The organism is Mesorhizobium sp. J8 (assembly GCF_016591715.1).
In the GTDB taxonomy this organism is placed as follows: domain Bacteria; phylum Pseudomonadota; class Alphaproteobacteria; order Rhizobiales; family Rhizobiaceae; genus Mesorhizobium.
Window position 1 is genome coordinate 3,677,113 of record NZ_AP024109.1, and the last position, 22,632, is coordinate 3,699,744.

26 protein-coding genes are annotated in these 22,632 nt (G+C 63.4%); 8 read left to right on the forward strand and 18 right to left on the reverse strand.

The annotated features are described in order from the left end of the window. Positions 1 to 106: 106 nt before the first annotated feature. From MJ8_RS17680 to MJ8_RS17710, 7 genes are all read right to left on the reverse strand, one after another. A complete protein-coding gene (locus tag MJ8_RS17680) occupies positions 107 to 874 on the reverse strand; it encodes a DeoR/GlpR family DNA-binding transcription regulator (RefSeq protein ID WP_201410112.1) in 768 nt (255 codons plus the stop codon). A 124-nt stretch (positions 875 to 998) separates the two neighbouring features. Then, positions 999 to 2,411, reverse strand: coding sequence for a pyridoxal phosphate-dependent decarboxylase family protein (locus MJ8_RS17685; protein WP_201410113.1), 1,413 nt, complete (start codon positions 2,409 to 2,411; stop codon positions 999 to 1,001). Between the two features lie 102 nt (positions 2,412 to 2,513). Continuing rightward, the gene (locus MJ8_RS17690) at positions 2,514 to 3,245 is read right to left on the reverse strand and encodes a peptidase (protein WP_201410114.1); all 732 of its coding nucleotides are present in this window, start codon (positions 3,243 to 3,245) and stop codon (positions 2,514 to 2,516) included. 134 nt (positions 3,246 to 3,379) lie between these two features. Next, complete coding sequence (locus MJ8_RS17695; protein ID WP_201410115.1) at positions 3,380 to 4,174, reverse strand: transglutaminase family protein; 795 nt, start codon at positions 4,172 to 4,174, stop codon at positions 3,380 to 3,382. Between the two features lie 21 nt (positions 4,175 to 4,195). Further along, positions 4,196 to 5,137 (reverse strand): alpha-E domain-containing protein, encoded by a 942-nt coding sequence (locus tag MJ8_RS17700; protein WP_201410116.1) that lies wholly within the window; start codon positions 5,135 to 5,137, stop codon positions 4,196 to 4,198. A 92-nt stretch (positions 5,138 to 5,229) separates the two neighbouring features. Further along, a complete protein-coding gene (locus MJ8_RS17705; RefSeq protein ID WP_201410117.1) occupies positions 5,230 to 6,642 on the reverse strand; it encodes a circularly permuted type 2 ATP-grasp protein in 1,413 nt (470 codons plus the stop codon). A 163-nt stretch (positions 6,643 to 6,805) separates the two neighbouring features. Then, the gene (locus MJ8_RS17710; protein WP_201410118.1) at positions 6,806 to 7,042 is read right to left on the reverse strand and encodes an Lrp/AsnC ligand binding domain-containing protein; all 237 of its coding nucleotides are present in this window, start codon (positions 7,040 to 7,042) and stop codon (positions 6,806 to 6,808) included. A 211-nt stretch (positions 7,043 to 7,253) separates the two neighbouring features. On the opposite strand from MJ8_RS17710, the gene MJ8_RS17715 reads away from it, so the two are divergent. Continuing rightward, positions 7,254 to 7,673 (forward strand): DUF4864 domain-containing protein, encoded by a 420-nt coding sequence (locus MJ8_RS17715; protein WP_201410119.1) that lies wholly within the window; start codon positions 7,254 to 7,256, stop codon positions 7,671 to 7,673. Between the two features lie 62 nt (positions 7,674 to 7,735). On the opposite strand, the gene tgt is transcribed toward MJ8_RS17715, so the two are convergent. The 6 genes from tgt to coaD form a co-directional block, all read right to left on the reverse strand. Continuing rightward, positions 7,736 to 8,866, reverse strand: a complete 1,131-nt coding sequence (tgt, locus tag MJ8_RS17720; RefSeq protein ID WP_201415472.1) for a tRNA guanosine(34) transglycosylase Tgt — start codon at positions 8,864 to 8,866, stop codon at positions 7,736 to 7,738. A 43-nt stretch (positions 8,867 to 8,909) separates the two neighbouring features. Continuing rightward, positions 8,910 to 9,998, reverse strand: coding sequence for a tRNA preQ1(34) S-adenosylmethionine ribosyltransferase-isomerase QueA (queA, locus tag MJ8_RS17725; RefSeq protein WP_201410120.1), 1,089 nt, complete (start codon positions 9,996 to 9,998; stop codon positions 8,910 to 8,912). Further along, positions 9,998 to 10,447, reverse strand: coding sequence for a DMT family transporter (locus MJ8_RS17730; protein WP_201410121.1), 450 nt, complete (start codon positions 10,445 to 10,447; stop codon positions 9,998 to 10,000). Before MJ8_RS17730 ends, queA begins: the two co-directional genes overlap by 1 nt. Before the next feature lie 12 nt (positions 10,448 to 10,459). Then, complete coding sequence (locus tag MJ8_RS17735; protein WP_040987166.1) at positions 10,460 to 10,972, reverse strand: peptidylprolyl isomerase; 513 nt, start codon at positions 10,970 to 10,972, stop codon at positions 10,460 to 10,462. Positions 10,973 to 11,001: 29 nt separating this feature from the next. Then, entirely contained in the window at positions 11,002 to 11,499 is a 498-nt protein-coding gene (locus MJ8_RS17740) for a peptidylprolyl isomerase (RefSeq protein WP_225248316.1), read from the reverse strand. 126 nt (positions 11,500 to 11,625) lie between these two features. Then, on the reverse strand, positions 11,626 to 12,126 hold the full coding sequence (gene coaD / locus MJ8_RS17745) for a pantetheine-phosphate adenylyltransferase (RefSeq protein WP_201410123.1): 501 nt from the start codon (positions 12,124 to 12,126) through the stop codon (positions 11,626 to 11,628). Positions 12,127 to 12,410: 284 nt separating this feature from the next. Between coaD and MJ8_RS17750 the strand changes: the two genes are divergently transcribed. Next, a complete protein-coding gene (locus tag MJ8_RS17750; protein ID WP_201410124.1) occupies positions 12,411 to 12,563 on the forward strand; it encodes a hypothetical protein in 153 nt (50 codons plus the stop codon). A 49-nt stretch (positions 12,564 to 12,612) separates the two neighbouring features. Here MJ8_RS17750 and gyrA read toward each other — a convergent pair whose 3' ends face one another. Next, positions 12,613 to 15,399: a DNA gyrase subunit A gene (gene gyrA, locus MJ8_RS17755; protein ID WP_201410125.1), complete on the reverse strand. Its 2,787-nt coding sequence runs from the start codon at positions 15,397 to 15,399 to the stop codon at positions 12,613 to 12,615. A 173-nt stretch (positions 15,400 to 15,572) separates the two neighbouring features. On the opposite strand from gyrA, the gene MJ8_RS17760 reads away from it, so the two are divergent. Together MJ8_RS17760 and MJ8_RS17765 are read left to right on the forward strand one after the other, a co-directional pair. Further along, complete coding sequence (locus MJ8_RS17760; protein ID WP_201410126.1) at positions 15,573 to 17,303, forward strand: SulP family inorganic anion transporter; 1,731 nt, start codon at positions 15,573 to 15,575, stop codon at positions 17,301 to 17,303. Then, on the forward strand, positions 17,300 to 17,923 hold the full coding sequence (locus MJ8_RS17765; RefSeq protein WP_201410127.1) for a ParB-like protein: 624 nt from the start codon (positions 17,300 to 17,302) through the stop codon (positions 17,921 to 17,923). Before MJ8_RS17760 ends, MJ8_RS17765 begins: the two co-directional genes overlap by 4 nt. Before the next feature lie 9 nt (positions 17,924 to 17,932). Here the strand turns inward: MJ8_RS17765 and MJ8_RS17770 are convergent, their stop codons facing one another. After that, positions 17,933 to 18,763, reverse strand: a complete 831-nt coding sequence (locus tag MJ8_RS17770; RefSeq protein ID WP_201410128.1) for a helix-turn-helix domain-containing protein — start codon at positions 18,761 to 18,763, stop codon at positions 17,933 to 17,935. Between the two features lie 85 nt (positions 18,764 to 18,848). Here MJ8_RS17770 and MJ8_RS17775 point away from each other — a divergent pair, with 85 nt between their 5' ends. Further along, positions 18,849 to 19,382 carry a hypothetical protein gene (locus MJ8_RS17775; protein WP_201410129.1) on the forward strand — a complete coding sequence of 178 codons (534 nt, stop codon included), beginning with the start codon at positions 18,849 to 18,851 and terminating at the stop codon, positions 19,380 to 19,382. A gap of 166 nt (positions 19,383 to 19,548) precedes the next feature. Further along, on the forward strand, positions 19,549 to 20,178 hold the full coding sequence (locus MJ8_RS17780; RefSeq protein ID WP_042642668.1) for a MarC family protein: 630 nt from the start codon (positions 19,549 to 19,551) through the stop codon (positions 20,176 to 20,178). Between the two features lie 30 nt (positions 20,179 to 20,208). Here MJ8_RS17780 and MJ8_RS17785 read toward each other — a convergent pair whose 3' ends face one another. From MJ8_RS17785 to ssb, 3 genes are read right to left on the reverse strand one after another with little or no spacing between them, the layout of a single operon-like run. After that, positions 20,209 to 20,634 (reverse strand): OsmC family protein, encoded by a 426-nt coding sequence (locus tag MJ8_RS17785; RefSeq protein ID WP_201410130.1) that lies wholly within the window; start codon positions 20,632 to 20,634, stop codon positions 20,209 to 20,211. A gap of 19 nt (positions 20,635 to 20,653) precedes the next feature. Beyond that, entirely contained in the window at positions 20,654 to 21,052 is a 399-nt protein-coding gene (locus tag MJ8_RS17790; protein ID WP_201410131.1) for a DUF2306 domain-containing protein, read from the reverse strand. Positions 21,053 to 21,085: 33 nt separating this feature from the next. Continuing rightward, positions 21,086 to 21,607: a single-stranded DNA-binding protein gene (gene ssb / locus MJ8_RS17795; protein WP_201410132.1), complete on the reverse strand. Its 522-nt coding sequence runs from the start codon at positions 21,605 to 21,607 to the stop codon at positions 21,086 to 21,088. A 236-nt stretch (positions 21,608 to 21,843) separates the two neighbouring features. On the opposite strand from ssb, the gene MJ8_RS17800 reads away from it, so the two are divergent. Both MJ8_RS17800 and MJ8_RS17805 read left to right on the forward strand, forming a co-directional pair. Next, positions 21,844 to 22,158 carry an ArsR/SmtB family transcription factor gene (locus MJ8_RS17800; RefSeq protein WP_201410133.1) on the forward strand — a complete coding sequence of 105 codons (315 nt, stop codon included), beginning with the start codon at positions 21,844 to 21,846 and terminating at the stop codon, positions 22,156 to 22,158. Beyond that, complete coding sequence (locus MJ8_RS17805) at positions 22,155 to 22,628, forward strand: SRPBCC family protein (protein WP_201410134.1); 474 nt, start codon at positions 22,155 to 22,157, stop codon at positions 22,626 to 22,628. The genes MJ8_RS17800 and MJ8_RS17805 overlap by 4 nt, the downstream gene beginning before the upstream one ends. Positions 22,629 to 22,632: the final 4 nt, after the last annotated feature.

Sequence of the window (22,632 nt, forward strand, 5' to 3'; positions counted from 1 at the left end):
CATTGCACCATTTTTGTGTTTTACGAAACCGTGTCGGAATTATTTCGAACTCAAACCGAATGTCAAACGAAATATCACAGCAGCGTGAAGCGGTCGCGATGCACGCCTATTCGAGCGCGGTCTCGATCAGCCGGACCTCCGTCTCCTCGCAGATCCGGCGGATCGAGGGGATGTCGCAACGATCGGTGATGAAGGTATTCACCTGCGAAAGGTGACCGATCCGGACTGGTGCCGTGCGCTCGAATTTGGTCCTGTCGGAGACCAGAATGACATGACGCGCATTGGCGATGATGGCCTGCGCCACCTTCACTTCGCGGAAATCGAAATCGAGCAGCGCGCCGTCATGATCGATCGCTGAGGCGCCGATGACGGCGTAGTCGACCTTGAACTGGCGTATGAAATCGACGGCCGCTTCGCCGACAACGCCCCCGTCGGAGCCGCGCACCACGCCGCCGGCGATCACCACCTCTATCGTAGGATATATGCGCATCCTATTGGCAACATTGATGTTATTGGTGATCACCATAAGCCCGCTATGGTCGAGCAGCGCCTTGCTGACGGCCTCGGTGGTGGTGCCGATATTGATAAACAGCGAGGCATTGTCCGGGATCAACCGCGCCGCCGCGCTGCCGATCGCCTCCTTCTCGTCGGCGGCGATCTTGCGGCGCGCCTCATACTCCATGTTCTCGATGCCGGACGGAAACAGCGCGCCGCCGTGGATGCGGGTGAGCAGGCGCTGATCGCAGAGATCGTTAAGATCCTTGCGGATGGTCTGCGGCGTCACATTGAAATGCGTCGCCAGATCGTCGACCAGAACCCGGCCATGATCTTTCGCCATCTGGATGATTTCGGCGTGACGTGGCGAAAGAAACATCCGGCTCCTCCATTTTCGTTTTTTCCGTCTATATCGGAAAACGAAAGCGAAGAAAAGGTATAAGCCGGCTAACGAAAATCACCTGATTGCAAAAGGCAAACCGGCGCGGAACGTCTCCGACGTCTCAGGACGAGCGCCGCGCAATCTCGGTTATGACGTCGAACGCCGCATCGACATCGGCCGCCGTCGCCTCGAACTGCCCCGCCTGAAAGCGGATCGCCACGCGCCCATCGACTCGCGTTTGCGTCAGGTAAATGCGGCCATCGGTGTTGATGGCGTCGACGAGGCGGAGATTGTGCTCGTCCGGATCGGCGCCCGAGGGCGCTTGGTGACGGAACGAGAACAGCGAAAGCATCGGCTCGCTGGCGAGATCGAAATCCGCTTCCCCGGCGAGGCGCGCGGCAAGCCCTGTGCTCCAGGCGACGTGGTTGCGGATCATGGTGCGCAGGCCCTCGAGGCCATGGGCGCGCAGCAGGAACCAGAGTTTGAGCGCGCGGAAGCGGCGCCCCAGCGGCACCGACCATTCCGAATAGTTGATGATGCCGTCGTGGCCGCGTGTCTTCAGATAATCCGGCTTGATCGCCAGCGTGCGCACGAGATCCTCCGGCTGGCGCACGAACTGGATCGAGCAATCGAACTGGGCGCCGAGCCATTTGTGCGGATTGAAGACGATGGAATCGGCGCCTTCGACGCCCGCCCAGAAATGCCGGTATTCCGGGCAGATCATCGCCGAGCCGGCCCAGGCCGCATCGACATGCAGGTAAAGCCCATGCCGCTTCGCCACAGCGGCCACCGCGGCGATGTCGTCGGTGCCGCCGGTGCTGGTGCCGCCGACGCAAGCGATGATGCCTGCCGGCAGCAGACCGGCTTCACGATCGGCAAGGATCGCCGCCTCCAGGGCCGCCGTGTCCATCGCGCGAAAACGTCCGGAGACCGGGATGCGGACAAGGTTGTCCTCGCCGATGCCCGAGACCCAGATGGCGCGATCGATCGAGGTGTGGACCTGGTCGGAGCAATAGACGCGCAGCTTGCCCTGTCCGGCCAGCCCCTTCTTGTTTCCCTGCCAGTCGAGCGCCCGCTCGCGCATGGTGAGCACTGCGGCAAGCGTCGCCGACGAGGCCGAATCCTGGATGACGCCGGAAAACCCTTCAGGCAGGCCAAGCGCCTGGCGCATCCAGTCGACGATGCGCGTCTCGAGTTCGGTCGCCGCCGGCGAGGTCTGCCACAGCATGCATTGCGCGGCCATCGCCGAGACCAGATATTCGGCAACCACCGAGACAGGCGCCGCATTGGCCGGGAAATAGGCGAAGAAGCGCGGATGCTGCCAATGCGTCATGCCCGGCACGATCTTGGCTTCGAAATCGGCGAAGATCTTTTCCATCGGTTCGGGCAATTCGGGCGGCGAGGCCTCGATGCTCCTGAAGATTTCCCCCGGCGCGATTGCGGGCCGAACCGGACGGTCACGCAGGCCCGCGCGGTAGTCGGCGCCCCAATCGGCAGCCCGCCGGGACCAGTCGCGAAATTCCTCATTCTCCATGTTTTTCCTCCCAGCAGCCGTCGAAGATACGGCCGATCGAGCCGTCTTCGAATTTAATTAACATGTTAAATATGGCAACGCAACGGTGGAATGGGAGGAGCCCTACCCCGGAAAATCGGGCAGATTTGAAAACGCGATCTTCAGCGCGTTGGACCAGCCATCGGAAATGGTTCGGTAATAAGGATCATCCTGGCCGATCCGTCGGTTCAGCCCCACCCTGAGCGCATCCCGTTCCAGGAACAGCAGGTCGAGCGGCAGGCCGACCGAAAGGTTGGATTTCAGCGTCGAGTCGAACGACACCAGAAGCAGCTTCACCGTTTCGGCTAGGCTCATTGTCCGGTCATAGGCGCGGATGATGATCGGCTTACCGTATTTCGTCTCGCCGATCTGGAAGAAAGGCGTGTCGTCGGTCGACTCGATGAAGTTGCCTTCCGGATAGATCATGAACAGCCTGGGCGAGCTGCCCTTGATCTGGCCGCCTAGGATGAAGGAGGCATTGAAGTAGGAATCCGCCTTGTCGCCGTTCGGCGAGGCATGCTCGATGACTTCCTTGACCGTCTCACCGACCAGCCGCACCGTCTGGTACATGGATGGCGTCTCGAGCAGCTTGGGATGACGGTCGCCAGCGGCCTTGTTGCGTTCGTCGAGCAGGCTGACCACGGCCTGCGTTGTGGCAAGATTGCCCGCCGACATCAGCACGATCACGCGCTCGCCCGGCTCTTCCCACACATGCATCTTCTTGAAGGTCGAGATCGAATCCATGCCGGCATTGGTGCGCGTGTCCGACATGAATACGAGCCCGCGATCGATCTTGAGGCCGACGCAATAGGTCATGGTCGCTCTTCTGCTGAGCAACTCCGGGAAAGGCGTATAGCGTTTTTTTGCCCGGAATTGCGTGAAAACAAAGAGATAGAGCGGCTCGGCGATTCTATCAAACGCTGAACCCGCCCCCTGCGATTCGAGGCGGATTACTGCTCTACCGTGACGGTGACGGCAAGCTTCTCTTGCGCCTGCCCCAAGAGTATGCCCGACACTGGCGAGGCGTCGCGATAGTCGCGCCCCGTCGCCACCCGCACATAGCGTTCGTCCGGAGAGATACCGTTCGCCGGGTCGAAGGCAACCCATCCGAGCCCGACGACATAAGCCTCGGCCCAGGCATGGCTCGCGGCCTGCTCGACGGCCGCATCCATCATCAGGTAGCCGCTGACATAACGGGCGGGAAAACCAAGCGCGCCGGCGGCGGCGATGAAGATGTGGCTGTGGTCCTGACAGACGCCGGACTTCAGCGCGAGCGCCTCCTCGGCCGGCGTCACGACGCTGGTCGTTCCCGGTCTGTAGGCGACGCGTTCGCGGATCACCCCCATCAACCGGTGCAATCGCTCGATCTCGGTGCCCTGCCCGACCGCGCCGGCCAATTCGCGTATGCCCTTGCCGGCAGCGGTGAGCGGCGTCTGCTGTGCGAACAGCCAGAGCGGCGCAAAGCCCTGATGCGGCCCCGTCACGCCCGCCGTATCATGCGTGGTCACCTCGCCCGCGGCCTCGACGGTGATCGAGTTCCGGCCGCTCTCGGCGCTCACCAGCCGTGTGTCGTTGCCGAAATGGTCGGCGAAGCGCACCTCCTCGCGCGCGCCGTCCACCTTGATCGCCCAGGAACCGACTGTCTGCGTGCGCCCGCTGGAAGGGAGCAGGCGCAACCGCTGCAGCAGGTACTGCACCGGCTGATCGTAACGGTACTCGGTGCGATGGGTGATCTTGAGCCGCATAGCGCTCGCCCTCGGCTGTGCTCAATAGAACCGGTAGTCCTGGGCGATCTCGTCGCCCAGCCTGGTGTTGTCGCGAATGAACTCGTGCAGGAACTCGTGCAGGCCGTGGTCGAATATGTCCTTGATCGAACCCTTCCTCAGCATCGCCTGGATCTTCTCGTAAGTGGCGTGGCAGGCGTGGCGCTCGCCATAGTCGTCGGCGAGAAATTTCAAATGCTCGCCCAGGAACCGGTAGCAGAAGGTCAGCGAACGCGGCATGCGCACATTGAGGATCAGATAGTCGGCGATGTTCGTCGGCTTGTAGTCGGCTTCATAGACCCAGCGATAGGAGCGATGCGCCGACACCGAACGCAGGATCGACTCCCACTGGTAGTTGTCCAGCGTCGAGCCGACCCAGGACAGCGAAGGCAGCAGCACATAATATTTCACGTCGAGGATGCGCGCCGTGTTGTCGGCGCGCTCGACATAAGTGCCGAGCTGCGAGAAATCGAAGATCTCGTTGCGCAGCATCGTGCCGTAGAACGAGCCGCGGATCAGCGCCGTCTCGCGCTTGATAGCGTCGAGCACCGTAGGCAGGTCCCGCTCGTCGATGGGCTTCGCCAGCATGCGCTTCAGCGACATCCAGGCTTCGTTGATGCTTTCCCAGGTCTCGCGCGTCAGCGCCGTGCGCACCATGCGAGCATTGTTGCGCGCCGTCTCGATCGACGACATCGTGCTCGAAGGGTTCGAGGTGTCGCGCAGCAGGAAGTCAGAGACGTTGGCGGCGGTGTACTCCTGGTATTTCTGGCTGAAGGCGAGGTCCGAGCCGGCGCTGAGCAGCACCGAATTCCACTCCTCGGATGCGTCCTGGGTACGCGTCAGCGCCATGCGCAGGCCGGCATCGACGAGACGCGCCATGTTTTCGGCCCGCTCGATATAGCGGTTCATCCAGTAGAGACCGTTGGCGGTGCGGCCCAAAAGCATCTCAGCTTGCTCCGGTGTCGAGCGAATAGCGAATAGCGAGTAGCGAATAGGGAGGATTGCGTTTCATGATTGCTGCGCCCCCCCTGCTCATCTCAATCATCCAACACCCAAGTGTCTTTCGTGCCGCCACCTTGTGATGAGTTCACAACCAGCGAACCTTCCTTCAAGGCAACGCGCGTGAGGCCGCCGGGCACGATCTGGATACGGTCCGAAACCAAGACGTATGGCCGAAGGTCGACATGGCGCGGCGACAGGCCCTTTTCGGTCAGGATCGGGCAGGTCGAGAGCGCGAGCGTCGGCTGGGCGATGTAGTTGGAGGGTTTCGCCTGCAGCTTCTTGGCGAATGCCTCGCATTCCTTCTTGGTCGCCGCCGGTCCCACCAGCATGCCGTAGCCGCCGGAGCCGTGCACTTCCTTGATCACCAGCTCGCCGATGTGCTCCAGCACATATTTGAGGCTATCCGGCTCCGAGCAACGCCAGGTCGGGATATTGCCCAGGATCGCCTTGCGGCCGGTGTAGAACTCGACGATCTCCGGCATATAGGAATAGATCGCCTTGTCGTCGGCGATGCCGGTGCCGGGCGCATTGGCGATGGTAATGTTGCCCGCGCGGTAGACATCCATGATGCCTGGGACGCCGAGCGCCGAGTCCGGCCGGAACGTCAGCGGATCGAGGAAGGCATCGTCGACGCGCCGGTAGAGCACGTCGATCTGCTTGTAGCCTTCGGTCGTGCGCATCGCCACATGGCCGTCGACGACGCGCAGATCCTGCCCTTCCACGAGTTGCACGCCCATCTGGTCGGCGAGGAAGGCGTGCTCGAAATAGGCCGAGTTGTAGGAACCCGGCGTCAGCACCGCGATGGTCGGCGTGCCTTTGGCGCTTTGCGGCCTGACCGCCGCCAGCGACTGGCGCAGCAGCTGCGGATAGTTCTCGACCGGCCGCACCTTGATCTTCTGGAACAGCTCCGGAAAGAGCTGCATCATCGTCTCGCGGTTCTCCAGCATATAGGAGACGCCGGACGGCGTGCGGGCATTGTCCTCCAGCACGTAGAACTCGTTCTCCGAGATGCGCACGATGTCGACGCCGATGATATGTGTATAGACGCCGGCCGGCGGCCTGACGCCGATCATCTCAGGCAGGAAGGCCTCGTTCCTGGCGATCAGATCCTTGGGCACCCGCCCGGCGCGCAGGATCTCCTGGCGATGGTAGATGTCGTCGAGGAAGGCGTTCAGCGCCTGCACGCGCTGTTCGATGCCTTGCGTCAGCCGCCGCCATTCCTGGCCGGAAAGGATGCGCGGGACGATGTCGAAAGGGATCAGCCGCTCGGAAGCTTCCTGCTCGCCATAGACGGCAAAGGTGATGCCGGTCTTGCGGAAGACGCGCTCGGCGTCCTGCATCTTCTGGGTGAGCCTGGCCGGGTCCTGCTCCTTCAGCCAGCGATCGTAAGCCTCATAAGGTCTTCTCAATCCGGAGACTTCCGGAAGCATTTCGTCGAACGCTGCCAATCGCGTACTCCCCTCTGAAGCCATTTCACTGGCCCTGCCGGAGAAAATCAAGCGCAATCGGCGATTTAGGAAGCCGCGACGGCCACTCTATGCAAATTGTTCAAGGCATGGGCGGCAAGGCCGGGTCAGTACCTGCCTGCCGGCGGGGCAAAGACAGACCCGGTCAGAACGCCCGGAAGGTCACGATGGTGAAGGTGTCCTTGATTCCAGGCAGAACCTGCACCCGCTCGTTGACGAAGTGGCCGACATCTTCCTCGTCGTCGATATAGAATTTGGCGAGCAGGTCGTAATTACCGGCGGTCGAGTAGATTTCGGAGGCGATCTCGGCATCGGCGAGCGCGCTGGCGACCTCATAGGACTTGCCCAGGTCGCACTTGATCTGCACGAAAAATGCCTTCATTGCCCGGTCCTGCCAGCCTGCTTCACGATCAAGCGGCCCTTGTGGCAGACTGCCGCCCGGCTTTCAAGCTTTGCCCTCCGCGCAAGTCAAAGAGTAGCTGATCCCGCCCCCCGGCGCTGAAACGACGAAATCTTCGCGGGTCGGTGAAACCACGCCATGCGGCGCTGCGTATGTTAGATTCGTTCGCCAGCGAATTCCCGGGAGGCAGGCCATGCGCCGTGTGTTGTTCGCATTAGCTCTTGTTCCTATGTTGATGATCTCGCTTGCCTTCGCAGGCGACGCCGAGATCAAGGCCGCGCAGACCGCCATCGACAGCCAGTTGAAGGCCTTCATCGCCGATGACGGCGCCACCGCCTACAGTTTCGCCGCGCCGAACGTGAAGCGGATCTTTCCAACGGTCGACACCTTCATGAACATGGTGACGAACGGTTACGCGCCGGTGCGCAAACCCCAATCCTATTCCTTCGGCAAGGTCGAGGAGACCGCGCCCGGTTCGATCGTCCAGCAGGTGCTGATCGTCGGCCCGGACGGCAAGGATTACGAAGCGGTCTATACGCTGCAGCGGCAGCCGGACGGCAGCTTCAAGATCACCGGCTGCAGCCTGCGCGCCTCGAACTCGGTCAGCACCTGAGCAATCTCAGGAAAGCGCGAAGCGATTTCCGTGCGGAGTTGCGACAAAAATAGATATCGGCGTCACAGCGCCGGAACATCGCCCCTCGCCCAGCCTTCGGTGATCTCGGCGGTGCGCGCTTCGAAGGACTGCGCCTCGATGGCGGCCCGGATGTCCTGCATCAGCTTCTGATAGTAAGACAGATTGTTCCAGGTCAGCAGCATGGCGCCGAGCGCTTCCTGCGAGCGCACAAGGTGGTGCAGATAGGCGCGCGAGTAATCGCGCGCGGCCGGGCAGTCGCTCTCCTCGTCGAGCGGACGCGGATCGTCCGCATGGCGGGCATTCCTGAGATTGACCTTGCCGCGCCGCGTATAGGCAAGACCGTGGCGGCCGGCGCGGGTCGGCATCACGCAGTCGAACATGTCGATGCCGCGCGCCACCGATTTCAGGATATCGTCCGGCGTCCCGACGCCCATCAGGTAGCGCGGCTTGTCGGCTGGCAGTTCCGGGCAGGTGATGTCGAGCATCTCCAGCATCACCGACTGCGGCTCGCCGACCGCAAGCCCGCCGACGGCATAGCCTTTGAGGTCCATCGCCTTCAGCGCCTGCGCCGAGCGTATGCGCATCGGCGCGCTGTCGCCGCCCTGGACGATGCCGAACATCGCCTTGCCCGGCTGTTCGCCGAACGCCGTCTTGCAGCGCTCGGCCCAGCGCAGCGACAATTCCATGGCGCGCTCGATCTCCTTGGGCTTGGCCGGAAGCGCCGTGCATTCGTCGAGCTGCATCTGGATGTCGGAATCGAGCAGTCCCTGGATCTCGATCGACCGCTCCGGCGACATTTCGTAAGGCGCGCCGTCGATATGCGAGCGGAAGGTGACGCCCTGCTCGGTCAGCTTCCGCAGCTTCGACAGCGACATGACCTGGAAGCCGCCGCTGTCGGTCAGGATCGGCTGCGGCCAGCGCGCGAACTCGTGCAGACCGCCGAGCCGCGCCACGCGCTCTGCGCCAGGCCGCAGCATCAGATGATAGGTATTGCCGAGGATGATGTCGGCGCCGACGCCGCGCACCTGATCCATATACATGGCTTTGACGGTGCCGCCGGTGCCGACCGGCATGAAGGCCGGCGTGCGTATTTCGCCGCGCGGCATTGAGACAAGACCGCGCCTGGCCTTGCCATCGGTGGCAAGCACCTTGAAGGAAAAAGTCTCGGCCATTGAACTGCCCGTCGGCAACGGGCGCGCCGACTGTCTTTCGAGATCAACGTCCATCGCTTGTCTCCGCTCGAAAAAGCAGGCTGGCATCGCCATAGGAATAGAACCTGTAGCGGTTCTCGATCGCATGCGCATAGGCCGAACGCATCGCCTCCAGCCCGCTGAAGGCCGAGACCAGCATGAACAGCGTCGAGCGCGGCAGATGGAAATTGGTCATCAGCATGTCGGCGGTGCGGAAGCGATAGCCGGGCGTGATGAAGATGTCGGTGGGTCCGGACCAGGGCTCGATCCTGCCGTCCGCGCGCGCTGCGCTCTCCAGCAGGCGCAGCGAGGTCGTGCCGACGCAGATGATCCGCCCTCCCCGCGCCTTCGCCGTGTTGAGCGCCGCCGCCGTCTCCGGGCTCACCGAGCCGGTCTCGGCATGCATCTTGTGATCGGCCGTGTCGTCTGCCTTCACCGGCAGGAAAGTGCCGGCGCCGACATGCAGCGTGACGAAGCGGCGCTCGATGCCCTTGGCGTCGAGCGCGGCAAACAGCTCCGGCGTGAAATGCAGGCCCGCGGTGGGCGCAGCGACCGCGCCCTCTTCCCTGGCATAGATCGTCTGGTAATCGGCGCGGTCGCGCTCGTCGTCATCTCGCTTCGAGGCGATGTAAGGCGGCAGCGGGATGTGGCCGACCGCATGCAGCGCCTCGTCGAGGAACGGCCCGGACAGGTCGAAGCCGAGCAGCGCCTCGCCCGCCTCGCCCTTCTCGAGCACCGTCGCGTCGAGCTGGCCAAGGAAGCAGGAGTTGCCGTCATGGCCGAAATGGATGCGGTCGCCGGCAGCGATGCGCTTGCCCGGCCGCATGAAGGCCTGCCAGCGGTCCGGCGCCACCCGCATATGCAGCGTCGCCTCGACCTGCGCCATTGCCTCGCCGCGCCGGCGGATGCCTTTCAGTTGGGCCGGAATGACCTTGGTGTCGTTGAATACCAGCACGTCGCCTTCGCGCAGCAGCGACGGCAGATCGAAGACGATGCGGTCCTGCAATGGTTCGCCCGGCTTGACGACCAGCAATCGGGCGCTGTCGCGCGGCTCCGCCGGGCGAAGCGCGATACGCTCCTCCGGCAGGTCGAAGTCGAACAGGTCGACGCGCATCAGTAGAGCCGGATGAGCAGCGCCCCGGCAAGCAAGAGCACGGCGCCAGCGACGCGGCCAAGCGAGATTTCGCGCACCGCCACGCCTAGGAAACCGACGCGGTCGATCAGCATGCCGGCGAGCAACTGCCCGGCGACCAGGAAGGCCATGAGGGCCGCGGCGCCGATGCGCGGCGTGAGAATGGTGGAGAGCGTGACATAGAAGCCGCCGAGCATGCCGCCGGCGATAAACAGCCAAGGCGCCGGCGCCTTCCAGTCGAGCGTGATGCCCTGCAGCCTCACCACCGCGAAGGCAATGATACCAAGCACAACCGCGCCCGACAGGAAGGAGAACGCCGCCGCCGCGACCGGAAGACCGAGGCCGCGCGCCAATTGCGAATTGATCGGCGCCTGGACGGCGATGAAGGCGCCGGACAGGATGCCAAGCAGGGACCAGACTGCGCCCATCATCGTTCTTGTGCCTTACTTGACGTCGGCCGCGACCTTCAGCGACACGATCTTGTCGGGATCCTGAACCGGCTCGCCGCGCTTGATCTTGTCGACATTCTCCATGCCTTCGATGACCTGGCCCCAAACCGTGTACTGGCGGTTGAGGAAGGCGGCGTCGTCGAAGCAGATGAAGAACTGCGAGTTCGCCGAGTTCGGGTTCTGGGCTCTGGCCATCGAGCAGGCGCCGCGGCCGTGATTGGCGTTGGAGAACTCGGCCTTGAGGTCCGGCTTGTCGGAGCCGCCCATGCCCGCGCGCGACGGCGCATAGGTTGGCTTCGAGGAGTTGCCGAACTTGACGTCGCCGGTCTGCGCCATGAAGCCGTCGATGACACGATGGAACACCACCCCGTCATAGGCGCCTTCACGCGCCAGTTCCTTGATGCGGGCGACGTGCCCGGGCGCCAGCTCGGGATACATCTCGATGACGACCTGGCCCTTGGTCGTCTCCATGATGAGCGCGTTCTCGCGATCCTTGATCTCAGCCATGTCAGAAATCCTTTTGGAAATTGAGGGAGTTATTTGCCGTCGGCGGCGATACGAACCTTGATCATGCGGTCGGGGTCGGTGACCGTGCCGTTGTCGGCCTCGTCGCCCTTTTTGATCTTGTCGACGAGTTCCATGCCGCTCTCCACCTTGCCGACAATGGTGTACTGGCCATCGAGGTTCGGTGCCGGCGCGAACATGATGAAGAATTGCGAGTTCGCCGAGTTCGGGTCTTGCGATCGGGCCATGCCGACCACGCCACGCGTGAACTGCTCGCTCTGCGAGAACTCGGCCGGCAGGTCGGGAAGATCGGAACCGCCGGTGCCGACGGCTTGCGGGTTGAAGCCCTTCTTCATGTTGCCGAACTTGACGTCGCCGGTCTGCGCCATGAAGCCGTCGATGACCCGGTGGAAGGCGACATTGTCATAGGCGCCGTCGCGCACCAGCTTCTTGATCTGCGCCACATGCTTGGGCGCCAGATCGGGACGCAACGCGATGGTCACGTCGCCGTCCTTGAGCGTGATGATCATGGTGTTTTCCTTGTCGGCGGCGACGGCCGGCCCGGATATCGAGAAAAGGGATGCCGCGAAAAGGCCGGCAAGCACGACAAGGAACGAAGCGAGCTTCTTCAGCTGCATAGGGATCTCCGGGAAAGCCTATCTGGTGAACTTGGCGTTGAGCGCGCCGGCGACGGCCGCTGGCACGAACGGGCGGATATCGCCGCCCATCGACGCAATCTGGCGCACGAGTGTGGCGGTAATGGTGCGCACGGACGGGCTGGCGGGGAGAAAAACCGTCTGCAACTCCGGCGCCATCGTCTCGTTCATGCCGGCCATCTGCATCTCGTAATCGAGGTCGGTACCGTCGCGCAGGCCTCGGATCATGATCGAGGCGCCGTGCTTGCGGGCAGCGTCGATGACCAGCCCATCGAAGGCAACGACCTTGATGCGACCACCGTCGCGGCCGAACTCGGCCTTGGTCGCGGCCTCGATCAGTTCCACGCGTTCCTCGAAGGAAAACAACGGCTTCTTGCCCGGATGGATGCCGATCGCCGCATAGACGGTGTCGGCCACCGCCAGCGAGGCTTTCAGCACGTCGAGATGGCCGTTGGTCAGCGGGTCGAAGGAGCCGGCGTAAAGGGCGGTGCGTTCGGTCATGGCAGGCTTCTAGAGCAATTCCAGGAAAAGTGTGAGCGGTTTTCCGTCCGGAATTGCGCAAAACAAAAAAGACAGAGCGGTCCGCCGTTTCCGACGAAAGGCTTTAGCGAGCCTCTCGAAGGATGGCAAATCCATCGATCGGACGGTCGTGAACCTTTTCGCGCCCATGAATGACAGATGAACGCGGCAATCACGAACGTTTCACGCAGCGTTCACTAGGTTGCCGCTTCAAGGGATGAAACCAAATCCCCACGTCATCGTTGTAAGCCCAGGAGAACACGCAAATGCTGATCTACATGCTTGCCACTGCAATGACCATCGTGATGCTGATCGCGACCGCATTCGGATTGCACCAGGAAGCGGCGCGGGTGCGCGTCAAGGCCAACGCCAAGCGGCTCGATGGTTTCGCACATCGCAACGTCTACCGTCGCCACTGATCTCCGCCAAGACCAAGCCGGCCCAAAGGCCGGTCGACCCGGACGAACCCTATTCGCTTCCGCCCGTATCGTCCTCATCAGTCTCGCTCGAAGACACGTCTTCCGCCTCCTCGTCAGACTGCGGCTCCGAAATCCGCTCGACCGACACAACCCTCTCGCCTTCGGCCGTGTTGAAGATCGTCACGCCCTTGGTGGCGCGGCTGGCGAACCGTATGCCGTTGACCGGCACCCGGATGACAGTGCCGCCGTCCGAAACCAGCATGATCTGATCGTCATTGCCGACCGGGAAGGTCGCGACCAGGCGGCCGATCTCGGCGGTCTTCGACACGTCGGTGGCGCGGATACCCTTGCCGCCCCGGCCCGTCAGGCGGAAGTCGTAAGATGACGAGCGTTTTCCGTAGCCATATTCGGTCACCGTCAGCACGAGCTGTTCATGCGCCTTGAGGAACTCATAACGCTCGTCGGAAAGCTCGGCTTCCTCGCCGACCTCCTCATTGGTGAGCGCGATCTCCTCTTCCTCGCCGGCTCCGCCGGCGGCAAGCCGGCGCTCCGTTGCGGCGCGCTTCAGGTAGGCTGCGCGCTCGGCGGGTGAGGCATCGACATGCTCGATGATCGACATCGAGATGATGCGGTCGGTCTCGGCCATGCTTATGCCGCGCACGCCCACGGAATTGCGGCTCTGGAAGACACGCACGTCGGAGACCGGGAAACGGATGCACTGGCCGGAATTCGCCGTCAGAAGCACGTCGTCATTGTCGGTGCAGGTCTCCACGCCCAGGATCTCGTCGCCCTCTTCCTCCAGCTTCATGGCAATCTTGCCGTTGCGGTTGACCTGGACGAAGTCGGACAGCTTGTTGCGGCGCACGGTGCCGCGCGTGGTGGCGAACATCACGTCGAGCTCGCCCCAGCTGGTCTCGTCCTCCGGCAGCGGCATGATCGTGGTGATGCGCTCGCCCTGCTCGAGCGGCAGCATGTTGATCAGCGCCTTGCCGCGCGACTGTGGGTTGCCGATCGGCAGCCGCCAGACCTTTTCCTTGTAGACGATGCCGCGCGAAGAGAAGAACAGCACCGGGGTGTGCGTGTTGGCCACGAACAACCGGGTGACGAAATCCTCTTCCTTGGTCGACATGCCGGAGCGGCCCTTGCCGCCGCGACGCTGCGCCCGATAGAGCGACAGAGGCACGCGCTTGATGTAGCCGGAATGGCTGACGGTGACGACCATGTCCTCGCGCTGGATCAGGTCCTCGTCTTCCATGTCCGCCCCACCCTCGGAGAGCTCGGTGCGGCGCGGCGTGCCGAATTCGTCCCGGACCGCTATCAGCTCGTCCTTGACGATCTGCTGGATGCGCGCGCGAGACGACAGAATATCAAGGAAATCAATGATCTCCGCGCCGATCTTGTTCAGCTCATCGGCGATCTCGTCACGGCCGAGCGCGGTCAGGCGCTGCAGGCGCAGGTCGAGGATGGCGCGCGCCTGTTCCTCGGAGAGATTGTAGGTGCCGTCCTCGTTGATGCGGTGGCGCGGGTCGTCGATCAGCTTGATCAGCGGCGCGACGTCATGGGCCGGCCAGCGCCGCTCCATCAACTGCTCGCGCGCCGTCTGCGGATCGGGCGCGGTGCGGATCAGCTTGATCACCTCGTCGATGTTGGCGACGGCGATCGCCAAGCCGACAAGGACGTGCGCCCGCTCGCGCGCCTTGCGCAGCAGGTATTTGGTACGGCGGCTGATCACCTCCTCGCGGAAACCGACGAAGGCTTTCAGCATGTCGATCAGCGTCATCACTTCCGGCTTGCCGCCGTTGAGCGCCACCATGTTGGCGCCGAACGAGGTCTGCAGCGGCGTGAAGCGGTAGAGCTGGTTGAGGATGACGTCGGCGACGGCCTCGCGCTTCAGTTCGATGACGACCCGGTAGCCCTGGCGGTCGCTCTCGTCGCGTATGTCGGAAATGCCGTCGATGCGCTTTTCGCGCACCAGTTCGGCCATCTTCTCGATCATCGCTGCCTTGTTCACCTGATAGGGGATTTCGGTGACGACGATGGATTCACGGTCGTTGCCGCGCCTTTCGATCTCGACACGGCCGCGCATGACAATCGAACCGCGGCCGGTGGAATAGGCGCTGTAGATGCCCGAGCGGCCTAGCACGATGCCGCCGGTCGGGAAATCCGGGCCGGGCACGATCTCCATCAGCGCCGGCAGGTCGATGCCCGGATTGTCGATGATCGCAATCGCCCCGTTGCACACTTCGGCAAGATTGTGCGGCGGGATGTTGGTGGCCATGCCGACGGCGATGCCACCCGAACCGTTGACCAGAAGGTTCGGAAAGCGCGCGGGCAGCACCTTGGGCTCTTGCTCGGCGCCGTCGTAATTGTCCTGAAAATCGACCGTTTCCTTGTCGATATCCTCCAGGAGCTCATGCGCGACCTTGGTCAGCCGTGACTCGGTGTAGCGCATGGCCGCGGGCGGATCGGCATCGATCGAGCCAAAATTGCCCTGCCCGTCGATCAGCGGCACGCGCAGCGACCAGTCCTGTGCCATGCGCACCAGGGCGTCGTAGATCGAGGCGTCGCCGTGCGGATGGTATTTACCCATCACGTCGCCGACGATACGCGACGATTTCACATGCTTGCGGTTCCAGTGATAACCGCCTTCCTGCATGGCGTAGAGGATGCGGCGGTGCACGGGCTTCAGGCCGTCGCGCACGTCGGGCAAGGCGCGGCTGACGATCACGCTCATGGCGTAATCGAGATAGGAGCGCTGCATCTCCTCGATGATCGAAATCGGCTCGATGCCGGTGGGGCCGCCATCCGGCCCGCGCGGTGTCTTCTGGTCGGTCAAATCAGGTCACAATCCAGTCGGGAATCACTGGATGCTTATATAGGAAGCCTCGCCGAAACTCCAATGTCGGCCGGACTTTTCCAGAGACAATTTTGATGGTAATTTCAAATGGATACCGCTGATTGCGACGATATGGCCACCGTCGTTTTCGCCGTCATGCGGCAAGGGCGGCGATGGATCGGGCAAAAATCCCAAGTGCTGTGAACCAGACCTCATGGCTGCCCTTGCGGGCGCTGAGCGGCTGGAGCGTCAAGGACTTCAATGGCGACCTGGCGGCAGGCGTCACGCTGGCCGCGATCGCCATTCCCGAGCAGATGGCGACGGCGCGGCTCGGCGGTTTCGCGCCGGAGATTGGCTTTTTCACCTTCGTCGCCGGCTCGGTCGCCTTCGCGCTGCTCGGGGCCAACCGCCAGCTGTCGGCGGGCGCGGATTCGACCATCACCCCCTTGTTCGCCGGCGGTCTGGCATTGATCGCCACCTCGGGCTCGCCGCATTACCTGGCGCTGGCGGCCATGCTGGCGCTGATGGTTGGGCTGTTGGTGGTGCTCAGCGGCATTTTCCGTCTCGGCTGGATTGCCGATCTCCTGTCCGTGCCGGTCACGACCGGTTTCCTCGCCGGCATTTCCATCCATATCATCGTCTCGCAATTGCCTTCCTTGCTCGGCCTGCCGCCCGAAAGCGGCGAGACGGTGCGGCGGATCGGCGAGATAGGCGCCAATCTCCACCTCACCAATCCCTGGTGCCTGGCAATCGGCCTTGGCGTCTTCGCAGTCGTCTTCGCCGCCGGACAGGTCAGCGCGCGGATCCCGGCGGCATTGATCGGCATGGTGCTGGCGACGCTTGGCGTTGTCGCCTTCGATTTGAGGAACCGGGGCGTCGAGGTGCTCGGCGCCTTGCCGAACGGGTTGCCGGCCCCTGGCATGCCGACCGCCGACTTCCACGACGCGCAGGCGCTTGTCCCGCTGGCGCTGCTGATCGCCATCGTCGTCATGGTGCAGACGGCGGCCACCAGCCGCGCCTTCCCGCCACGGGACGGCGAAGCGACCGACGTGAACCGCGACTTCGTCGGCGTCGGCGCGGGCAGCATGGTGGCCGGCCTGTTCGGCGCCTTTGCCGTCAACGCCAGCCCGCCGCGCACGGCCATCGTCGCCCAGACCGGCGGCCGCTCGCAACTGTCAGGCCTGATCGCGGCGGCCATCGTTTTGGCGCTCGGCGCGTTCGGCGGCAGCCTGCTGGCCAACGTCCCGCAGGCGGCCCTTGCCGGCGTGCTGATGTTCCTGGCCCAGCATATCCTGCGCTGGCAGGTGTTCGCCAAGGTCTGGCGCCAGGCGAAGGTCGAGTTCGCGCTGATCCTGATCACCATGATCGCCATCGTCGTGCTGCCGATCGAAACCGGCGTCGCGATCGGCATTGGCCTGTCGCTGCTGCACGGCATCTGGGGCTCGACGCGCACGGAACCGATTGAGCTGGCGCAGGTGCCGGGCACCTCGGTCTGGTGGCCGCCGAGCGGTTCCAGCCCCGGCGAGCGGCACCCCGGCGTGCTGGTGGCGGCATTCCAGGCGCCGCTTTCCTTCGTCAACGCCGACCGGTTCAAGCGCGGCCTGTGCGACCTGATCGACGCCAGGAACGAGGATGTGAAGCTGGTGGTGCTGGAGGCCAGCAACATCGTCGAGATCGACTATACCGCCGCACAGGCACTGATCGACACGATTAGCCATTGTCGCGACAAAGGCGCGGTCTTTGCCATTGCGCGCATGGAATCGCTCCGCGCCCAGGCGGCGCTGACGCGGTTCGGCATTGCCGACATCGTCGGCGCTGAGCGCATTTTCCACAGCGTCGACGCGGCGATCAGATCGCTTGGTCCGGGGAAACCGCAGCTCAAGAAACAGGATAGCGTGCCATGATCGATCCTCGAGAGCCCATTGTCACCCCGGTCCCAGTTGAGGACCTGAGGCCGACGCAGATCACGGTCGGCATGCGGGAGGTTGCTTTGAAGCGCCAGATGATCCGGGCACAGGACGCCAAGAAGAAGACCGGTGTCTTTCTGGGCAGACACGTGGTGCCGGTGGTGCTGGGTCCGAAAAACCGCAACTACGTCACCGATCACCACCATCTCGCCCGCGCCCTGCTCGAGGAAGGCGTCAAGGACGTGCTCGTGACCGTGATTAGCGACCTCTCCGCGCTCGACAAGGACGCCTTTTTCTTCGTGCTCGACAATCGCGGCTGGATGCACCCCTTCGACGAGAACGGCCGGCGTCGCGATTATTCGGCCATTCCAAAAACCATCGGCGAGCTGGTCGATGATCCTTATCGGAGCATGGCGGGCGAATTGCGCCGGCAGGGCGGCTTCGCCAAGGACACGACGCCGTTCAGCGAATTCATCTGGGCGGATTTCCTGCGTAGGCGCATCGATAAGGATGCGGTTGCGAAGAACTTCGACAAGGCGATGAAGCAGGCGCTGGCGCTGGCCAAAGGCAAGGATGCGGATTACCTGCCCGGCTGGTGCGGTCCGACCGACGATTGAAGGCAAACCCTATCGGGCGCCAGTCCGTTTGGCTCGGTATGCGCCCGGCGCCTCTCCCATCTCTCGCCGGAACCGGCGGTTGAAGGTCGACAGGTCGTTGAAGCCTGCATCGAAGGCGATTGACGAGATCGTCGCGTCCGAGCTGCGCAGGCGCACCGCGGCGCGGTGCAGCCTGGTCCTCAGCAGGAACTGATAGGGCGTCATGCCGGCCACGTGCCGGAACGTGCGCAGGAAATGATACGGGCTGGTCGCCGTGCCGTCGGCAAGCTCGCTCAGCGAGAGCGGCCGGTCGGTATTCAGCTCGATCAGCCGCACCGCTTCGGCAACCCGTTTCTGGTCGCGGCAGCTTGGAGTCTGCGCAGGTTGGCAAGAACCTGCCGCAGCCGCGACCACCGCGCCGGCAATGCGCAGGCCGAGTTCTTCGAACGCCTCGTTGTCCCCCTTTTCTCGCGCGGCCTCCGCCTCGGCCAGCACCGGCGCCAGCGACGGTAGGGACGGCAGGCGCGGATCGGCGAAGCCCAGGCGCTTCGCGCCCGGCAGTTCGGCCACGACGCGCTCCAGATAGGCCGGCGAAAAATGGAAGGAAAGGCAGCGATCGCCGGCGCCATGCTCGTGCCCGCATTCATAGCAGGCGCCAGGATTTCCGAGCAGGATGGCGCCCGGCACCAGCATCGTCGTGCCCTGGCGCGTGCGGTAGCGGAAAGTGCCCCTGGTGACCGCGGCGATGCAGAAGCCGCGATGCTCCTCCTCGAACGGCCTGTCGCCGACGGTTGCCGCGCACACCACGTCGGACACTGACCAGCCCGATCCGGAAGCCAGAGTTTTCTGCGTTGTCGTCATGTCCGAAAGATAGCAATTTTTCCCAAGCGGCGAACCCTGCCGCGCGCCTATTGCTTGCCCTCTCCTGACAAACGAGGCAGCAATCATGACCGATCCCTTTGCCGAAGCCCTGCACAGCGACGGCCCCGTTCCGGACCTCGCCGAAAAGTTGAAGCTCTACGGCCGCTTCATCGGCGCCTGGACGTTCGATGCCACGCGCATTCTGGAGGACGGCACCAGGCTAACCGGTCGCGGCGAGGTGCATTTCGGTTGGGTTCTGGAAGGCAAGGCCGTGCAGGACGTCTGGATCCTGCCCGCCCGGGACGCGGATCCGTCGCCGTCCCTCGGTCCATGGACCTTCTATGGCACGACATTGCGCATCTACGATCCCGGCGCCGATGCCTGGCACATCTTCTGGAGCGACCCGCGCAACCAGTATTACAGCCGGCAGCTCGGCCGCGCCGAGGGCGACGCGATCGTCCAGGTCGGCGCCGACGGCACCGGCGCGTCGGTGCGCTGGAGCTTTTCACGCATCACCGAAAACTCGTTTCGCTGGCTGGGCGAGCGATCCCATGACGGCGGCGCGACCTGGCGCATGGAGGTCGAGTTTCTGGCCCGTCGAGTGAATGAGGCTCCATAAAGATCGGAAAGTCACCAGGAATTGAAACGCAGCGATCCTTCGCGCGGACGCTGTCCCGCCTGCTTTCACAGCTTCGCGCACCATTTCTCTCCCGCCTGTTCCCACCGCCCAGGCTTTGCTCTACCAATTGCGGAGGCTGGGCTTCGCCTGGCGGGAGGGGCCAGCGATGCCGAGTTTCGACAGCCTGTTCAACGCCTTCGTCACCATCTTGGTGACCATCGACCCGCCGGGACTGGCGCCACTCTTCCTCGCCGTGACGCGCGGCATGAACCGCGAGGAGCGTCAGCAGGTCTCGGTGCGCGCCTCCGTGATCGGCTTCCTGGTCATGGCGCTGTTCGCGATTGCCGGCGCCTCGATCCTCTCGGTGTTCGGCATCACGCTGCCGGCCTTCCGCGTCGCCGGCGGCTTCCTCCTGTTCTTCATCGCCTTCGAAATGGTGTTCGAGCGCCGCCAGGACCGCAAGGAGAAGATCGGCGACGTTGCCATCACCAAGGACATGATCCACAACATCGCCGCCTTCCCGCTGGCGATCCCGTTGATCGCCGGCCCGGGCGCAATCTCGGCAACCGTGCTCTTATCGGGGCATTTCGAAGGCTTTGCCGCCCAGGCAGCCCTGGTCGGCATCATCTTCCTCTGCCTCGTCATCACCTATCTGGTGTTCGTGCTGTCGGAACGCATCGACCGCATCCTCGGCCAGACCGGCCGCTCGATCCTGACAAGGCTGCTCGGCGTCATCCTTGCGGCGCTTGCCGTGCAATTCGTGGCGGATGGTGTCAGGGCGCTGATGGCCGCGTAGCTCATCGCCGCGAGCAACGCCTCCTACTGCCTACTTGGCCGCTGTCTCGACCACCTCGAAATCATGCGTGAGCGCCGCCGTCTTGGCCATCATCGCGCTGGCCGAGCAGTATTTCTCGATCGACAGGTCGATCGCCCGTTTCACCTTGTCATGCGACAGCGCGCGGCCCTTGACGATGAAATGCATGTGAATGCGGGTGAACACCTTCGGGTCGGTCTCAGCGCGGTCGGCGTCGAGCTCGACCACGCAGTCCTCCACCGCCTCGCGGCCCTTCTCGAGGATGTGCACGACGTCGAAGGCCGAGCAGCCGCCGGTGCCGATCAGCACCAGTTCCATCGGGCTCGGTCCGGGCGTCTTGCCGTCCGGCCCATGCGCCGTGCCCAGCACGACCTTATGCCCACTGCCGGACTCGCCGACAAAGGTGCGTTCCTCGACCCATTTTACGCGTGCTTTCACGTTGATATTCCTTACGAGGTTACTGGCCGAACACCACGGCATGCATGATCCGGCCGGGCAGCAGCGTGAACACGCCCGCGCCGATCAATGCGAAAACATAGAGGGAAATCATCACCTTGCGATGCTTCGTCACACGGTGGTTGCGCGCATGCCAAACTGCCAGCGGCACCGTGACCAGCACCAGGATCGATAACAGATGGATCGGGCTGAACGGACCGATGAGCCGGATCTGCTGGATCCAGAAACTCGATATGGCGATGACCAGCATCAGCGCCACCCAGACATAACCCAGCGCGCGGTGACGCAAAGTACCCTTCGGCAGCGCCAGCTGGGCGCCGCCGACGGCTAAAGCGGCCAAGGCCGCGAAGGCATGCCACGGAATGGGAGGCGGCGCCGACAGAAGCGGTCCGAGCGACATCGCGCCTTCCCCTCAAGTGACCATGTCGAGACCTTAGAACGGGATCTCGTCGTCCAGCTCGCGCGACGATCCGCCGCCACCGCCGCCCCTGGAACCACCACCGCCACCGCGGCTGAAACCTTCGTTCGGGCCGGACTGGCCGAAATCGGAGCCACGGCTGCCGCCGCCCCCGGAATAGTTGCCCACCTGGCCGCCGCCCTCGCCGCGCGCATCGAGCATCTGCAATTCGCCACGGAATTTCTGCAGCACGATCTCGGTCGTGTAGCGGTCATTGCCAGTCTGGTCCTGCCATTTGCGGGTCTGCAGCTGGCCCTCGACATAGACCTTCATGCCCTTCTTCAAATACTGCTCGGCCACCTTGGCGAGCTGGTCGTTGAAGATCACGACATTGTGCCACTCGGTCTTTTCCTTGCGCTCGCCCGAGTTCTTGTCGCGCCAGCTTTCCGAAGTGGCGACGCGGATGTTGACGACCGGATCGCCGGAATTCAGGCGGCGGATTTCAGGGTCCGCCCCGAGATTGCCGACCAGAATGACCTTGTTGACGCTACCCGCCATCTTACTTCTCCGCGCTCATCCGAAACAAATTTTAAGTCGCTCACCTTACAGCCTCGGGGTCGCCCCTGCCCGCAAAGGCTGGCTTTTCCCACAAGGTTTTTGTTCTCTTTTCGTTCTAGTCACAACCGCCTTTTCTGTCAAGGAATGTCAGCAAAGGCAGGGTTTAGACCTATGTCCCGATATGGCGATCAAATAGCGGCTTGCCAAATCAATAAGTATCGACTTATGCTTTACCCATGATCGAAGCAGAGATTTTCCGGGCGCTCGCCGACCCCACGCGTCGCGCCGTCTATGAGCGGCTGACCGCCGGCGAGATGAGCGTAAGCGAGCTGCGCGCCGGTATGAGCATCTCGCAGCCGGCGGTCTCGCAGCATCTCGCCGTTCTGCGCGGCGCCGGCCTGGTGGTCGAGCGGCGCGCCGGCCGCAACGCCTATTACCGCGCCGATCCGCAGGGGCTCGATCCGCTGCTCGGCTGGATCGAACGCTACCGCGCCTTCTGGCCGGAACGCATCGAGAAGTTGAAGACGGTTCTGAAGGGAATGGATCAATGACGGCAACCGAAAACCCGATGGTCGACGAAGCGCCACTCAGCTTCGAATGCGACCTCCCCGATCCGCCGGAAAAGGTCTGGCGGGCGTTGACCGAGCCGGAACTGCTCGCCGCCTGGATGATGCCGAACGACATCAAGGCGGAAGCCGGCAGCCGCTTCGCCTTTGCCGGACCGGATGCGACTATAGAATGCGAGGTGCTCGAGGCCGAGCCGGGCAGGCTGCTGCGTTATTCCTGGCGCGAAAAACCTGGGGCTGACGACGGCGGGCTTCCAGCCTTCGACAGTGTGGTCACCTTCACGCTTGCCGGCACGGCCTCGGGCGGCACGCATCTCTGCATCGTGCATGACGGCTTCGTGCCGGTCGCGCAGCCTCTTGTCGCTGTTTCCGGTGCCGGCTGCGGGCTTTCGCTCGACACGCGCAAGAACCCAACCGCCGCCAATGCGCCTTGCATGATGCTGCGCGCGGCCTGATCGA